The organism is Staphylococcus sp. FSL W8-0271 (genome assembly GCF_038006605.1).
GTDB lineage: Bacteria > Bacillota > Bacilli > Staphylococcales > Staphylococcaceae > Staphylococcus > Staphylococcus cohnii.
This window is the reverse complement of record NZ_JBBOVM010000001.1, coordinates 2,488,690-2,504,645: the sequence shown is the minus strand read 5'-3', so window position 1 is coordinate 2,504,645 and position 15,956 is coordinate 2,488,690. Positions and strand designations below refer to the sequence as shown.

Annotated in this window: 13 protein-coding genes, 2 pseudogenes and 1 riboswitch; of the genes and pseudogenes, 8 read left to right on the top strand and 7 right to left on the bottom strand. The window is 33.7% G+C overall.

The features are described 5' to 3' along the window. Positions 1-6 precede the first annotated feature (6 nt). The 3 genes from ahpC to NST87_RS12285 all read right to left on the bottom strand — a co-directional run bounded on the left by ahpC (position 7) and on the right by NST87_RS12285 (position 3,759). The gene (ahpC, locus tag NST87_RS12295) at positions 7-576 is read right to left on the bottom strand and encodes an alkyl hydroperoxide reductase subunit C (protein WP_019469891.1); all 570 of its coding nucleotides are present in this window, start codon (positions 574-576) and stop codon (positions 7-9) included. Between the two features lie 561 nt (positions 577-1,137). Next, entirely contained in the window at positions 1,138-1,488 is a 351-nt protein-coding gene (locus NST87_RS12290; RefSeq protein ID WP_019469892.1) for a helix-turn-helix domain-containing protein, read from the bottom strand. 279 nt (positions 1,489-1,767) lie between these two features. Then, entirely contained in the window at positions 1,768-3,759 is a 1,992-nt protein-coding gene (locus NST87_RS12285) for a catalase (protein WP_019469893.1), read from the bottom strand. A 396-nt stretch (positions 3,760-4,155) separates the two neighbouring features. Between NST87_RS12285 and nfsA the strand changes: the two genes are divergently transcribed. The 6 genes and pseudogenes from nfsA (at position 4,156) to NST87_RS12255 (ending at position 8,998) form a co-directional block, all read left to right on the top strand. Then, entirely contained in the window at positions 4,156-4,911 is a 756-nt protein-coding gene (gene nfsA / locus NST87_RS12280; protein ID WP_019469894.1) for an oxygen-insensitive NADPH nitroreductase, read from the top strand. A gap of 75 nt (positions 4,912-4,986) precedes the next feature. Then, positions 4,987-5,553 carry a hypothetical protein gene (locus NST87_RS12275; protein ID WP_037540008.1) on the top strand — a complete coding sequence of 189 codons (567 nt, stop codon included), beginning with the start codon at positions 4,987-4,989 and terminating at the stop codon, positions 5,551-5,553. A 548-nt stretch (positions 5,554-6,101) separates the two neighbouring features. Further along, positions 6,102-7,135, top strand: a pseudogene (locus NST87_RS12270) (PTS sugar transporter subunit IIC). A gap of 12 nt (positions 7,136-7,147) precedes the next feature. Beyond that, a pseudogene (gene sdaAB, locus NST87_RS12265) lies at positions 7,148-7,824 on the top strand (L-serine ammonia-lyase, iron-sulfur-dependent subunit beta). A gap of 12 nt (positions 7,825-7,836) precedes the next feature. After that, positions 7,837-8,727 (top strand): L-serine ammonia-lyase, iron-sulfur-dependent, subunit alpha, encoded by an 891-nt coding sequence (gene sdaAA / locus NST87_RS12260; protein ID WP_115041320.1) that lies wholly within the window; start codon positions 7,837-7,839, stop codon positions 8,725-8,727. A gap of 91 nt (positions 8,728-8,818) precedes the next feature. Further along, positions 8,819-8,998, top strand: a complete 180-nt coding sequence (locus NST87_RS12255) for a hypothetical protein (protein ID WP_071560188.1) — start codon at positions 8,819-8,821, stop codon at positions 8,996-8,998. Positions 8,999-9,130: 132 nt separating this feature from the next. Here the strand turns inward: NST87_RS12255 and NST87_RS12250 are convergent, their stop codons facing one another. The 4 genes from NST87_RS12250 to NST87_RS12235 all read right to left on the bottom strand — a co-directional run bounded on the left by NST87_RS12250 (position 9,131) and on the right by NST87_RS12235 (position 13,527). Next, on the bottom strand, positions 9,131-10,513 hold the full coding sequence (locus tag NST87_RS12250) for an L-cystine transporter (protein ID WP_019469899.1): 1,383 nt from the start codon (positions 10,511-10,513) through the stop codon (positions 9,131-9,133). 520 nt (positions 10,514-11,033) lie between these two features. Beyond that, positions 11,034-12,080 (bottom strand): hypothetical protein, encoded by a 1,047-nt coding sequence (locus NST87_RS12245; RefSeq protein ID WP_040029827.1) that lies wholly within the window; start codon positions 12,078-12,080, stop codon positions 11,034-11,036. A 121-nt stretch (positions 12,081-12,201) separates the two neighbouring features. Further along, entirely contained in the window at positions 12,202-12,867 is a 666-nt protein-coding gene (locus NST87_RS12240; RefSeq protein WP_019469901.1) for a hypothetical protein, read from the bottom strand. A 246-nt stretch (positions 12,868-13,113) separates the two neighbouring features. Then, entirely contained in the window at positions 13,114-13,527 is a 414-nt protein-coding gene (locus tag NST87_RS12235) for a general stress protein (RefSeq protein ID WP_019469902.1), read from the bottom strand. Between the two features lie 227 nt (positions 13,528-13,754). Continuing rightward, positions 13,755-13,857, top strand: a riboswitch (purine riboswitch). A gap of 246 nt (positions 13,858-14,103) precedes the next feature. Here NST87_RS12235 and xpt point away from each other — a divergent pair. After that, positions 14,104-14,685 carry a xanthine phosphoribosyltransferase gene (xpt, locus tag NST87_RS12230; RefSeq protein ID WP_019469903.1) on the top strand — a complete coding sequence of 194 codons (582 nt, stop codon included), beginning with the start codon at positions 14,104-14,106 and terminating at the stop codon, positions 14,683-14,685. Next, complete coding sequence (pbuX, locus tag NST87_RS12225) at positions 14,682-15,950, top strand: xanthine permease PbuX (RefSeq protein WP_019469904.1); 1,269 nt, start codon at positions 14,682-14,684, stop codon at positions 15,948-15,950. The genes xpt and pbuX overlap by 4 nt, the downstream gene beginning before the upstream one ends. The last annotated feature ends 6 nt before the right edge of the window (positions 15,951-15,956 follow it).

Genomic DNA, 15,956 nt, shown 5'->3' with positions numbered 1-15,956 from the left:
GCCTCCTTAGATTTTACCTACTAAGTCAAGACCAGGTTGTAATGTTTCTGAACCTTCTTCCCATTTTGCTGGGCAAACTTCACCTGGGTGTTGACGTACATATTGCGCTGCTTTAATTTTGTGTACTAATGTACTTGCATCACGGCCAATACCGTCTGCATTAATTTCAGCTGCTTGAACTACACCATCAGGGTCAACGATAAATGTACCACGTTGAGCTAGGCCAAGTTCTTCATCTAATACGTCAAAATTACGAGTGATTGTTTGTGAAGGGTCACCAATCATTGTATATTGAATTTTATTAATCGCTTCAGAGTGATCATGCCAAGCTTTGTGTACGAAGTGTGTATCAGTTGAAACTGAATATACGTTTACACCTAATTCTTGTAATTTATCATATTGATTTTGTAAATCTTCTAATTCAGTAGGGCATACGAATGAGAAGTCTGCTGGGTAGAAGCAAACAACACTCCAAGAACCTTTTAAGTTTTCATCAGAAACTTCGAAAAACTCATCTTTCTTTGGATCGTAAGCATTAGCTGTAAATGGTAAAATTTCCTTGTTGATTAAAGACATGTGAAACATCCTCCTATTTAATAACTTAGTGTTAGTTTAAGTATTATTGAATTAGATTATCATAATTTCTTAATTATAATAATTCTAATCTTTCGATTACTATTATTGCATGTAGCTATCGTTTCGTCAACATTAGAACCTTCAAAGCACATTGGTTTTAAATCGTGCTCGTTATTTGCATTGGAAGACAATAAAGTTAATTCAGCTACATTCAAAAATGAAAGCATATACATTATTTGTATTTTCTTTCACACTCAATAAATAACCTTCCTATTCTCAACTAAACATAAGAATTGAGAAGGAAGGCTATGAAAGTTTGATATGGTGGGCTTATAAAAATTGTCACAAATTTGTGAATGCAATTACCGTTTTCGGAATCTGTAATGATAAGCGAATATTACATCATTTTTAATGATAATTAATAGATTTATTGTTTCACACTATCATCGCATTTTCACATTTATTCAACGATTTCATACTAAAAATAGATAACTGTATTTATTGAATGATTAAATTGCATAGAGTAATTATTGTAATTTTGGGAAGCATCGCTTTTTATAATCAAACAAACGACTGTACCATCCACCAAATAATAAATGCTACAGGGAAGAATAACCACCAATAGTTAGATAAAAACTCCCAACCATTCATAGGTCGATCTTTCTGATTAGAAACTGGTTGTTGATAGGTTTCAATAATCGTCTTTTTTAATGCTTTATCTCCTTTAATGAGTTCATCTAAAGACACGTCGAATAAATCGCTCATTTTAATGAGCATATCAATACTAGGATAGACTTTGTTTAGTTCCCATTTTGAAATACTTTGACGCGAAATATTTAATATTTCAGCAAGTTCATCTTGTGACCAATTTTTGAGTTCACGTTGTTCTTTGATTCGTGTTCCAATTTCCATAGTTATCACTCCTTTTATTTGAAATTAACTGTATAACCATGTAATGTCACGCACTTAATCGTTTCCTATTGTGCAACTCGAGGTTGCAATTGCGTATTTGAAGGTATTTTGGAATAAATAGAGTTTAAAATTAAATATTTAAATGTTTAGTATGTATTTACCCATATTTACATAAAAAAGACGAGAAAGAAATTAAACTACAATGAAAAAATTTCTTTCTCGTACTTTTGTATCATTAAATATATCGTTTAATGGACAGATGATTTTAATTGTATAAGCTTATCTGTCCCAATATCTTGCGCGTTCAAATGCTTGAACAATTGTTTGAGCATCATCTGAAATAAATACACCGGGTGCGTCCAAGTCTAGTTTTGCACTTGATAGTTTTTCTGATGCAGCTTGATTAACTATTAACGGTTTGTTGTGTTTGTAAGTAAGTTCAGCAAATGCCTCTGCATCCGGTGATAATTCTGTACCATCTGAAATTACAAACACACTATCAAATAATGTAGGGTGTGCAGTATCATACGTTTCAGTTATGCCGAAATCTTTAGTGATATCTTTAGGCTGCTTGCCTACAAAAGCATAGTTGAGTTTATTGTCGACAAATGTTTTGGCGTATGATTTTAATGTTTCTTCATCTATTTCACCATTCACTAGTACTGCTACAGAATGCCCAGGTAATGGTATATCGAATTTTTCCATTGTTAACTTACTATCTTTTACATCAGTTTGTACTTCTTCATTTTCTGCTGGCACTTCGACACCTACGTTTGCTGCGACACGTTCTGCCAATGTACGATCAACTTTGTTCAATTGATTTACTGCATTTTGTTTAACCACAGCTGATTTACATTTACCAATTTCAAATGAAAATCCGTCTACGGTATGGTCAAATTCAGGCTCTGTTAAACTGTTTAAATAAAGTTTAGCTTGACTGTAGTAGTCTTTAAAGCTTTCACTACGTTTTTGTATTTTACGGCCTTCAACTTTTTCTTGGTAATGTTCATAACCGCCTTCTTCTTTAGGTGTTGTGTGAGGATCGTTGTTGTTTAAAGCATTGTTGTGGTACGCTGTTTGTCCTTTATGGACATTCATTTGATGCATAGCGTCTCTTTGATTGTTGTGTACTTCGTTAACTGGTCGATTAATTGGAATTTGATTAAAGTTTGGTCCGCCCAATCTTGATATTTGCGTATCTGTATATGAGAATAAACGTCCTTGTAATAGAGGATCGTTAGAAAAATCAATGCCAGGTACGATGTGACCAGGATGGAATGCGGCTTGTTCTGTTTCATCAAAAACATTAGATACATTTTGATTTAACGTCATTTTGCCAACAATTTCAACTGGAACCTCATCTTCGGGCCATATTTTTGTTGGGTCTAAAATATCAAAATCAAAATCAAATTCTTGCTCTGGTCGAATGATTTGCAGACCTAATTCCCACTCAGGGTAGTCTCCTTTTTCAATTGCTTCATATAAATCTTTACGGTGGAAATCAATATCTTTACCAGATAAGATTTGTGCTTCATCCCATACCAATGATTCTAAACCTTGAACTGGTTTCCAATGGAATTTAACAAAATAGGATTGCCCTTTACTATTAACTAAACGGAAAGTATGAACACCAAAGCCTTCAATTTGTCTGAAATTTTTAGGGATTCCTCTGTCACTCATAGCCCAAACAGCCGTGTGCATTGTTTCTGGGTTTTGTGCGAAAAAGTCCCAAAATGTATCGTGTGCAGTGCCACCTTGAGGCATTTCATTGTGCGGTTCAGGTTTAACAGCGTGAATTAAATCTGGGAATTTAATAGCATCCTGTATAAAGAAAACAGGTATATCATTACCTACTAAATCAAAGATACCTTCATCTGTATAGAATTTTGTAGCAAAACCACGCACATCTCTTACCGTGTCTGGAGAACCTTTTGACCCTTGGACAGTAGAGAATCTGACAAACACTGGGGTAGTCTTTTCAGGATGTGTTAAAAAGTCTGCAGAAGTGTATTCAGATAAATCTTTGTAAACTTGAAATTCACCGTGAGCGCCAAAACCACGTGCATGTACGATTCTTTCAGGAATACGTTCATGGTCAAAGTGCATAATTTTTTCTCTGAAATGAAAATCTTCTAGTAAGCTAGGACCACGTTCACCAACAGTTAAGGTGTTTTCATCCTCGCTTACTTTAACACCATTATTCATCGTCATTGCTTTATCGTCATTGTTTTTTTCTACATTTTTTAATTGTTCCTGTTTTTTGTTACTCAAATGAATTACCCCCTTATTAATATCATTCCACATTAAATGATTTTGAAAACATTTCAATTTTTGAATTAGTTTTGAACGTTATTATTTTTTTAACAAGGTATTTTACAAAACGCCAAAAAGTTTGTAATAATGCGAAATCTGAGAGAAGAATTTTTAGAAATATGCTTTATGTGTTCATTTATATTATATGTGTTAAGATGACTTATTTATTTGAGTCACATAAGCGTTACATTCATGCTTTATTTTGTTCATATATTTTATGAATACCTAATATTTAAAAGGGGATTAACATTTAATTAGTGTGAAAAAGGGTAAACAAATAACAAGCAATTCACTGCGAGCTTTGTTAACATTTAAATACTATAAACACTTACATAAAAGAGGAGCGGATAATACATGTCTGATTATGTATACAACTTATTGAAAAAACACCATTCAGTCAGAAGTTTTAAGGATGAACCTATTTCAGAAGAACATATTAAAAAATTAATTGAGGCCGGGCAAAGCGCCTCAACGTCTAGTTATTTACAAGCCTATTCAATTATAGGTATAGATGATCCTGAAATTAAAGAAGACTTGAAAGAAGTGTCAGGTCAACCTTACGTGGTAGAAAACGGTTATTTATTTGTTTTTGTCATGGATTATTACAGACATGCAATTGTAAATGAAAATACTAAAAAAGATATGGCGACTTCATTTGAATCAGCAGAAGGTTTATTGGTCGGGACGATTGATGCGACATTAGTTGCTCAAAATATTGCTGCTGCAGCTGAAGATATGGGATATGGCATGGTTTATTTAGGATCACTGAGAAATGATGTTGAACGTGTGCGTGAAATTTTAGACTTACCTAAGCATACTTTCCCATTATTTGGTATGGCATTAGGTCTGCCAGCAGATGATGAAAATGGAAATCCTAAACCACGCTTACCACTTGAAAATATCTTCCATCACAATAAATACGACAGTGATAAAGAAACGCAGCGTAAAACATTGGCAGATTACGATGAAACCGTAAGTAAATATTATGCATCTCGTACAAATGGCGAACGTAATGAAACATGGTCAGAACAAATTTCTAATTTTATGAGTGCTAAGCAGAGACTAGATATGTTAGAACAATTGAATAAATCAGGTTTTATTAAAAAATAATTCACTGACAACTTCTGTTGCGTGTCATTTATGATGGATAGGTCATATTTAAGAAAGGGGTTGGTTATGTTGAGCATGTTTGATAAATTTTTTGGTAAGAAAGCGCATGGAAAGCATAAAGCGAATGAGCAATATATTTATTCTTCTAGCAGTAAACTAACCCCTCAAGAAGCTCAAGCCTATTGGGTGAAAATGGCCCAAAAGTTAGTTGTCGGAGCAATTAATTCCGTTGATCACACAGCAGAACGTATATTTATTCTTATTTCATTTAACGAAGATGATTCTACAATAGATATATTCTTCCAAATGGACGGCCAGTTAAGAATGTGGAATGATTTAGATAATCAAACGCATAAAAAAACTATATCTAATAGTTTAATTTCACAAGCTCCGAATCTCGTGAAGCATGTAAACTGTTTATATGATAGTGTTGATTTAACTCGTCTCGCATATTCACAGATTCAGTATGAATTTGAAAGTAAGGCATGGTATTTACACGATATTAGTGAAGACAGTGCCGAAGCGCATTTAGACAAAAACCCTGCATTTTTAAAATGGTTTGATGATGTGTCGAATACGATTGATTCCATTCCGTTAGATGGCAAACAGAAAATTACTTGGGGTCCCTTCAAACCGAGATAGTAAATATTAAAAAGTGACGATAAAATCATCTTTAATGAAATTATAGAAAAGCTATCGTTAAGAAAAATAATTAAGCATGAAACATTTTCATATTAAAAAGATTTATTAAGTTGATTATCTCAATATGACCAATGCTTTAAGCGTTCGTAATATTAGTAGTTTCGCTTAAACAGTAACCGCCAATTTCTATTGTAACAATATAGAAATTGGTGTTTTTTATGAAATTTTTGAGTTTGTTGCGCAATGACAGTGCTTAATATTTTATGATAATAAGAAAAATTCAGGTGTTTGTTCAAGTTCTAATAATTTTTGTATGCATATCCTGGTTTAAAGTTTATTCGCTTTCATAAATCCATTAACTTAATATAATAATCAATTTGTTAAATTGTTTATTATATTATATAAAATTCTCTATTTTGTGAATTTATTCACAAATATTTCATAAAAGTCTGTTTTTTGCCATTGTAAGTGCTTTCACAAAGTTTTATGATGTGGTTGGAAATAAAAAAGTGATAGATATCAATGAAAATAGAAAGAGGTTTGAGGAAATGGATATTATTTTAGGTGTAGGAACGCTACTCATTGTTTTGTTAGCTATGACGTTATTTTTAAACTTTGCACCTTATGGTAAGAAAGGGCTACAAGCATTATCGGGCGCTGCCTGTGCAACATTCTTACCGCAAGCATTTTTAAGTTATGCTATTGGTGGTGTTTTTGACATTAAATTTTTGCAAGAGATTGGTGACTTAGCTGGTAGTTTAAGTGGTGTAGCAGTTGGCTTTCTTACTTGTTTAAAATTAGGTGTCTCGCCAGTTTTTGCTGTAATTGTTGGTTTAGTACTTCATGACTTTAAATTACTACCTGCTTTTTTAGCTGCTTATTTAGTTTCTTTTGCTATTAAATTTTTAGAAAAGAAAGTCCCTGAAGGCTTAGATTTAATAACTGTAATTTTATTTGCCCCTGCTGTTTCATTCCTTCTTGCAAGTATTATGAGCATGGCGTTATCGCATTATTAAAACAAATTGGTAGTGCTGTGACGGCTGTTGGTGATAATAATCCTTATGTCTTAGCAATTATTTTAGGCCTCATTATTCCTGTTACAGGTATGACACCACTTAGTTCTATGGTATTAACAAGTTTATTAGGACTAACTGGTTTGCCAATGGCAATTGGAGCACTGACATGTACGGGTAGCTCATTTGTCAATTTCATTATGTTTAAACAATTAAAAATAGGTAACGCCTCTAAAGCTTTTGCAGTTGCAGTTGAACCATTAACCCAAATAGATATCATTGCGAAGTATCCTTTACAACTCTATGGTACAAATGCGCTTATTGGTGTGGTAAACGCATGTATTGTCACATTTAGTGGATTAGTAATCAATGTGACGGGTATGGCGACGCCAATTGCCGGTGCTATTGTACTGTTTGGATTTAATGATCCAATTAAGTCTGTAATAACGATTGTTACGGTATCAATTACTAGTATTTTATTAAGTCTAGTTATAGGAAAAATGATTAATAAATTTAATATGACAAGCTTAAATTTCAATCTACCTAGAATGAAAAAACAGACAAATTAAGGAGAGAGAAGAATGGCAAGAAAACAAGATTATCAAAGTGCTTTTGATGTTATTGGGCCAATTATGATGGGACCATCTAGTTCTCACACGGCAGGTGCAGTGAAAATAGGCAATGCTGCACGCACAGTACTACAATGTGAACCTCAAAAATTGTGATTCATTATTATGAATCATTTGCCTCCACACACAAGGGACTTGGAACGGATTTAGCAATTATAGGTGGATCATTGGGTTTCAGTACATTTGATGAACGTATTAAAGACGCTATTTCATTTGCTGAAGCTCAAAATATTGATATAGAAATTATAGAAGAAACAAGTGCTAGCTTAGGTAAACATCCTAACTGCGCATTAATTAAATTAGATGGCAACGAACGACATGTGGAAATTAATGGTATTTCAATCGGTGGAGGTACAATCAAGATTAAAAGTATTCATGTGGACGGTCTTTGTATCCTTATGCATCACGCATTACCTATTTTGGTTGTAGATGGAGCAGCTAATATTTCATTAATTAACCATTTGATTAATGACTTGATTGAGTATGAAGTAGATATTAATGAAGAGATAAAAACAATTAATAATGACAATTGTTTATTGGCATTACACTTAAATAAAGCTTTAGATATAGATAGTTTAAGTAGGTTACGCGAGAAATATAAAGAATTAGATTTTTCATATATCTGTTAGAGGAGTGGCAATATGTATCATTCAATGCGAGAAATTATAGATTATGCAATGACGCACAACACAACATTTGCTGAAATGATGATTCGTGAGGAGATGGATTTAAAAGGGATATCGAGGGATGAAGTTCGTGCATTAATGAAACAAAACCTTGATGTTATGAGAGAAGCTTTAGAAAAGGGACTTTCTGGAGAAGGCGTAAAAAGTGTCACGAGTTATACAGGACAAGATGCCGTGAAACTAGATCGATATAATGAACATTACCATGCATTATCTGGGCATGATATGGTTGAAGCTTTAAAAGGCGCAATATCAACTAATGAAGTCAATGCTGCGATGGGAATCATTTGTGCAACGCCAACTGCTGGTTCTTCAGGTACAATACCAGGTATACTATTCAAGTTAGAAAAGACACACAGATTAACACAAGCACAGATGATTGACTTTTTATTTGCAGCCGCGCTATGTGGTAAAATCATCGCAAACAATGCAAGTGTTGCAGGTGCCATTGGTGGCTGTCAGGCAGAGGTGGGATCAGCCTCTGCAATTGCAGCGGCGGCAGCAGTTGAGATATTTGGTGGAACACCTGAAGAAAGTGGTCATGCGATGGCTTTAGCTATCAGTAATTTATTAGGATTAGTTTGTGATCCTGTGGCAGGGTTGGTTGAAATACCGTGTGTTATGCGTAATGCTATAGGTTCAGGCAACGGACTAATTTCAGCTGATTTAGCATTAGCGGGAATACAAAGCAGAATACCAGTTGATGAAGTGATAGAGGCGATGGATAGAGTAGGACGTAACTTGCCAGCATCATTAAGAGAAACTGGATTGGGGGGTCTAGCTGGAACGCCTACTGGAGAAGCGATAAAGAAAAAGATATTTGGACAAACAAGTGTTGAATCTTAAAATAACTAGGGCCATATAACTTGCCAGCATAAAAAATTAAATTGAAAAAATACATGTTTCCCACTAAACTAAATTAAAAGAGGTGGGAGACATGTTACTGAAACTAGGGCTTATTTTTATTGTGTTTGTTATAAATAGTATCGTGACGTACTACTTAACTACGAACGGTACATGGGTCAACCTATTGTTGAAATCATTGTCGCTAAGTCTGACTATTGTCTTTATTTATAATTACGTAAAACTAATGATAACGATAAAACGACAAAAATAGTAATATGATTAAATTAGAATTGAAAATATAGTAAAAGTATAGAAATGAAAAAAGGTTGGAACGACAAGCGTTCCAACCTTTAATTATATTTATAAAAGATATCTTAAGTTCATAGTATGTGATGTCTTATTATTATGAACTTGTGATTTCACCGTATTCTTTTGAATGATAAGTGTCAGTATCTAAGTTGTTTGTCAATTTAGCTGTACCTGTACCTGCAAGCATAGAGTCGTTAACATTTAATGCAGTACGACCCATATCGATAAGTGGTTCTACTGAAATCAGCACACCAGCTAATGCAACAGGTAAATTTAAAGTAGATAATACAATGATAGAGGCGAATGTTGCGCCACCACCGACACCAGCAACACCAAATGAACTAATCACAACAATGCCGATGACAGATAATATAAATTGTAAGTTAACTTCGACACCAGCTGCTGGCGCTACCATGATTGCTAACATTGCTGGATAAATACCGGCACAGCCGTTTTGACCAATAGAAAGACCAAATGAAGCTGAGAAGTTTGCAATACCATCTGGCACACCTAAACGATTTTTTTGAGTTTGAACATTAAGTGGTAATGCACCAGCACTTGAACGAGAAGTAAATGCAAATAACAATACTTCAGATGTTTTCTTAACAAATGTAACAGGGTTTAGTCCCATACCCGTTACAATGAGTAAGTGAATGATATACATTACAATTAATGCCGCATAAGATGCGATTACAAATTTGCCTAACGTCCAAATTGCACCAAAGTCGCTTGTCGCGATTGTATTCGCCATGATAGCTAAAATACCATATGGTGTTAGACGTAGTACAAATGTCACAATCGCCATAACGATATTATAAATTGCATCGATACCGCGTTTAAGTAAATGGCCGCTTTCAGGTTGTTTACGCATAACACGTAAGAATGCAAAGCCAACAAATGCAGCAAAGATTACTACAGCGATTGTTGATGTTGTACGTTGACCAGTGAAATCTAAGAATGGGTTACTTGGTAATAATTCTAAGATTTGTTGTGGTAGCGTGTTCGCTGTCATATCCTTAGCTTGACTTGCGATTTCACTACCTCTTGAGCTTTCAGCACTACCTAAATCAATCGTAGATGCGTCTAAACCAAAGACAAGTGCTGAGATAATACCGATAATTGCTGCAATTGCTACAGTCCCAATTAAGAAAATGAAGATATAGATGCCAATTTTAGCAAATTTTTCTCCAATATTAATTTTAGTAAATGCTGAAACGATTGAAATAAAAATTAAAGGTATAACAATCATTTGTAAGAATGAAATATAGCCATCTCCAACTATACTAAACCAATCTGTGGTTTGTTTAGTGACCTTTGAGTCCACACCGTATATTAAATGTATGGCAATTCCAAAGACAATCCCGATGCCTAATGCTGTAAAGACACGTTTAGGAAACGAAACATGTCTTCTTGCCATTACATATAATCCGATAAGGAAGGCCATAAAAATAATGATGTTTAAAATTGTTAGTAACATAAAAACAAGACCTACGCTTTCTTTTATTTAATTTATTTTGTTAAATCCGATACGCATACTAAGGATAGTAGCAAAACGAATAATATTCAAGTCAATTACTCAAAAAAATTATAAAATTTATATGACTTTATTTTTGAAACAGAATCGGAAGGGCTATAAATATAGGTAGGGTGTGGTGTCAAGGTGTTTGTGGCTAAATTAGATAGAAATTCAATTTGGATGAAATTAAGGGAAGTTTTTGGTTTAGAAACTAAATAATCCATTAAAGGAAGAAAATGAAGTAACCGCAGTTTTGGTTTTGGAAAAACTGGTGGACATTTTAGACGCCTTTGGGTAGAACAATATGATAGTTAAACGAGGGCTTAATTAGTCATAATAGCGCTGAATATTAGAAAAATAGTTACACAACAAGTTACGAAATTTCATGCAAAACAAAGAAACGTCAATTTCTATACTATTTCAATAGAAATTGACGTTTCTTTTTAACCAAAGGCTTTGACGCCTTGGAATTATCTGTCACTTATAAATTGAAGAGGCGTGCGAAAAATCCTTTACGTTCTTCTTTGCGCTCTTCTTTAGCAAGTGGCGAACCGTAAGAAGTAGTTGAAGTAGCCTCTTTAGATGCATTTGATTGCTGTGAATCTGATTCATTTGCAGTAGATGACGCTGATGCGACCGCTTTATTATGATCTGTTTTTTGCTCAACTTCAGAAGCTTCTTTGTGAGTATCCGGTTTAATAGAGTCATCTGCTTTATCAGCTGAGTTTACTTTAGAAGTTTGTTTTTCATCTTCCGAATTTGGTGATTGTACTGATTGTGCTGTAGGTTGTTCACTAATTTGTGTGATTTCTTCATCAACAGTTTCTGCTGATACATTTTCAGAAACTTCATTTGTATGTGGATCTGTTGTGTCAGCCATTTTATCAGGTGTTACTTTAGTATTAGCTTGTTCAGTTATATTTTCAGTGAATGCATTCGCTTCATTATTAATTGAACTTTGGTTGGTATGCACACTTTCAGATTCGACATTAGATTTCACAAGTTCAGTTTGTTCTTTTTGAGAATCTTGAATGACACTTTGTGTAGATTTAATTTCGTCTGTAGATGATTGAATTGCTTTAAGTGATTCTGTATTTTCTTCTAATTTAGATGTAATTTGATTTTGCATTTTATGCAATTCTTGCTGTTGTTGGTGCACTTGATTAATCATTTGTCCAAGCATTTGGCGCTCGTCACGCATATTTTGAATTTCAGTACGTAAGTCCTCTACGAGTAAAGATACATTTTGGTCTGAAGGTAGATTGTTGTCATCTTCTTTGACTAATACCTGTAGAAAATCTTTTTCTTTTTCGAGTTCTTCAAAAGCTAAATCATAGCTATTTGTCTGCTTAACTTTATCAGCAATATCTTGGAAGAGTTCAATATCCTCTTCTTGGAAATCTGTAGCTTCGCGGCCACGATATTCAGTTTTACTAAGTTGATAACCGCGTTCTTCTAAATGTTGAACAATTTTACGGACTTGCTTTTCACTTAGTTCAACACGTTGTGCAAATTCTTTAGTTAACATAGAAATGAGTCCTTTCATAAATGATTTTATGTATACGGACGTTTGTCTTCGGTTAGTGAAACGTCAGTCTTACCTCTATGTTAGTCTAAACTGTTTTAACAGTGATTTCAAGTGGTGTACACTATGATTTACGTAAATCCATTTCTTCTAATAGTGGGTAAATAATACTTCTAGAAATTCTGTTCGCAAATACATACTTTAATATATAGTTTGATTTAATACATGGTCCATATATGTCTTTTGTCAGTTCTATATTAGATTTGATAAATAAATCTTTCGGTGATCCCTCTGAATATCCATTTAAATTTGGGGCTAAATAGTCTAGATCATATTGCTTTTCAAAACCATGGCTAAATAAAAATTCACGTCTATTACTGAGCACTTGTTGCTCAGCTTCTGAAACAAGTTCTGGTTCTTTAGGTACCTCTAGCATAATAAAGTTTACATCGTGTTCATGTAATTGATTGGATAAATAATTAATTTCTTTTTCAATACGCGCTAAAGTTTTTGTAATTAATTCACCGTGATCCGGTTGGTCATTTGCAATCAGATAGATTAAAAATGCAGAATTTGTCGTTGCTTCATAATGTGCAGTTGCTAAACTAACAACTTTATCTGACTGTAATCCTACTAAAAAGATATAGTCATCTTTGGTATGTTCATTTTTTAAAGATTGTTTAAATATTTGTTCATCTTCGGATAAATCAATGTCAAATTGCCCATCGTAAAGTTTTAATGCTGCTTTAAATAATGGATCATCAATTGATTTGATAGTTTTAAAATCCATGAATAGATGCACCCCCAATAATAATGCGTTTATTATAACATAGGAAATTAATGGAAATCAGTGAAAATATTGTATGCATCATTTGTAATAGAAATAAAATAGGAGCGACACAGAAACCACAAAATACATAGTGATTTTCTATGTTCGCTCCTGATAAAGGTAGTCTATATGTTAAGCAGTAATTTGAAAGTATGTTGTGATCATTTTTAAATAGTTGCATTAAATCACAATTTGATTAAGCGCAGATTAGGATTTTGGTCCGTTTGTTTCTTCTACGTAATGTTTATCTTCAACAGTATTGCCTGCATATGCAGCGTTTGCTTTTTGAACTTCTTCATGAGAAGAGTTATCTCTAGTTGCAACAACTAGAAAGTTATTATCAAGAAGTTCTTTTTTAAAACGCTCTTTATCATAATCATTAATATCGTAATAAGCTAAAACAGTTTCTTCGCCGTCTTCTCCAGTCAGAATTTTAGCCATTTTGTCACTGAATGAACCACTCGTTGCTGTTAGGTTTACTTCAGAATCATGTAACTCGTCAAAATGAAGTTTTGTCTTACTTAATACCGAAATTTCAGATTCAACATAACCTTCTGACAATTTTTGTTGGATAGTTGGTAGTATTTCATCTTTGCTTTGTACAATTGTAAAATCTGCCATTGTCTTGTCCCTCCGTCCATTTTTCTATTGTTTATCTAATACTTTCCATATTAACTACTAGGTAAAACGAATATATTTTTATTATATAATGAAGTGACATATCTGACAATGTTGATTTTAAAGTAAAGAAAACGGTTACTACAACCGTTAATTATTAACAAATCTCTTTTTATAAAGCGCTTACTTATAATGTTCGTATTGAAAATCATGCTGAAATTTGCTATCATCAGTTAATAATTTATCTAACTCATATAATCTAGAGAATATGGCTCTAGAAGTTTCTACCATGTTGCCATTAACGACATGACTATGGGTAACCAATACAATACAAAGCATTCAACTCCAATCGTTTTAAAGCTTTATTAGGGAAATGAAGTTATACATATAATTTTCTAAAACAATTGTAGTGTTTTCAATTTTTACATAATTAGGGAAATGAATGTTGAAGACTTAATTTGCAACGCACATGTTGTAAGTTAAACATCAGTTCTTTATAGTATTGCACGTTCACTCATAGATCCTGAAACTAAGTTAGTTTAGGATTTTTTTTGTATAAAAAATGAGGAGGTTTTTTGAGTGGATTTGTTAAAACGGAAAGTTGAGGCAGACGGTGTCGTCATTGATGAGAAGATTTTGAAGGTAGATGGGTTTTTAAATCATCAAATAGACGCAAAGCTGATGCACGACGTGGGACTAACGTTTTATAATCAATTTAAAGATGAAGGGATTACGAAAGTATTAACAATTGAGGCATCTGGTATTGCACCAGCAATCATGGCAGCAATGCACTTTGATGTGCCGTGTTTATTTGCTAAAAAAGCAAAGCCCAGCACGTTAACGAAAAATACTTATCAAGCTGATATCCATTCATTCACTAAAAATACGACGAGTACTGTAATGGTTTCAGATGAATTTTTAGACGAAAATGATCGCGTATTAATCGTCGATGATTTCTTAGCTAATGGTGATGCATCATTAGGCTTAAATGAAATTGTTCAACAAGCCAATGCTGAAACTGTTGGCATAGGTATTGTAGTTGAAAAGAGTTTCCAACCAGGCAGAGAACGTTTAGAAACAGCAGGATTGAAAGTATCGTCTTTATGTAAAGTGGCTTCTCTAAGTGGTAACAAAGTGACATTTGTAGAGGAACAATCATGAAAACATTCATCTTAAGTTTACAACATCTATTGGCGATGTATGCAGGCGCTATACTCGTACCGATTATTGTAGGGACAAGCTTAGATTTTACTCCAGAACAAATTGCCTTCTTAGTCACTGTTGATATTTTCATGTGTGGTGTAGCCACATTTTTACAAGTTTGGAAAGGTACAGGCACTGGGTTGCCCATTGTCTTAGGCTGTACATTTACAGCCGTTGCACCGATGATTTTAATCGGGCAAACTAAAGGTATCGGTGATTTATACGGTTCCCTTTTCTTATCAGGTATATTGGTTGTCATCATTGCTCCATTTTTTTCATATTTAGTTAAATTCTTTCCACCAGTTGTGACAGGCAGTGTTGTTACAATTATAGGTATCAATTTGATGCCAGTAGCGATGAATTATTTAGCAGGTGGAGAAGGGGCTGAAAATTTTGGTGATGCCAAAAACATCTTACTTGGTGTAATTACATTAATAGTCATATTAATTGTGCAACGTTTTACAACAGGTTTCTTAAAATCTATTGCCATATTGATTGGCTTAATTGTAGGTACTGTATTAGCGTCAATATTTGGTATTGTTGATGTAAAACAAGTTGGTGAAGCACATTGGTTTTCATTACCACAACCATTTAGATTTTCAACATTCAGCTTTGATTTTGGCGCAACTTTAGTATTCTTTATTGTTGCATTAGTCAGTCTGATAGAATCAACAGGTGTTTACCATGCATTAAGTGAAATTACAGGTAAGAAATTGGAAAGAAAAGATTTTCGTAAAGGTTATACTGCTGAAGGTCTTGCGATTATCTTAGGATCTATTTTTAATGCATTCCCGTATACTGCTTATTCTCAAAATGTAGGCTTAGTATCATTATCTGGTGCTAAAAAGAACAAAGTTATCTATGGCATGGTTATCTTGCTCATTATTTGTGGTTGTATTCCTAAATTGGGTGCCTTAGCAAATATGATTCCTCTACCAGTATTAGGTGGTGCAATGATAGCAATGTTTGGCATGGTTATGGCATATGGTGTTAGTATATTAGGTAATATTAATTTCAAAAATCAAAATAATTTGTTGGTTATCGCGGTATCAGTTGGACTAGGAACGGGTATAAGTGCAGTACCTCAAGCGTTTCAAGCTTTAGGAGACCAATTCGCATGGCTAACTCAAAATGGTATTGTACTCGGTGCGATTTCAGCAATTGTTTTGAATTTCTTTTTTAATGGCATTAAGAATCAACAAAACATAGAAACTATGGAATAATGGAGC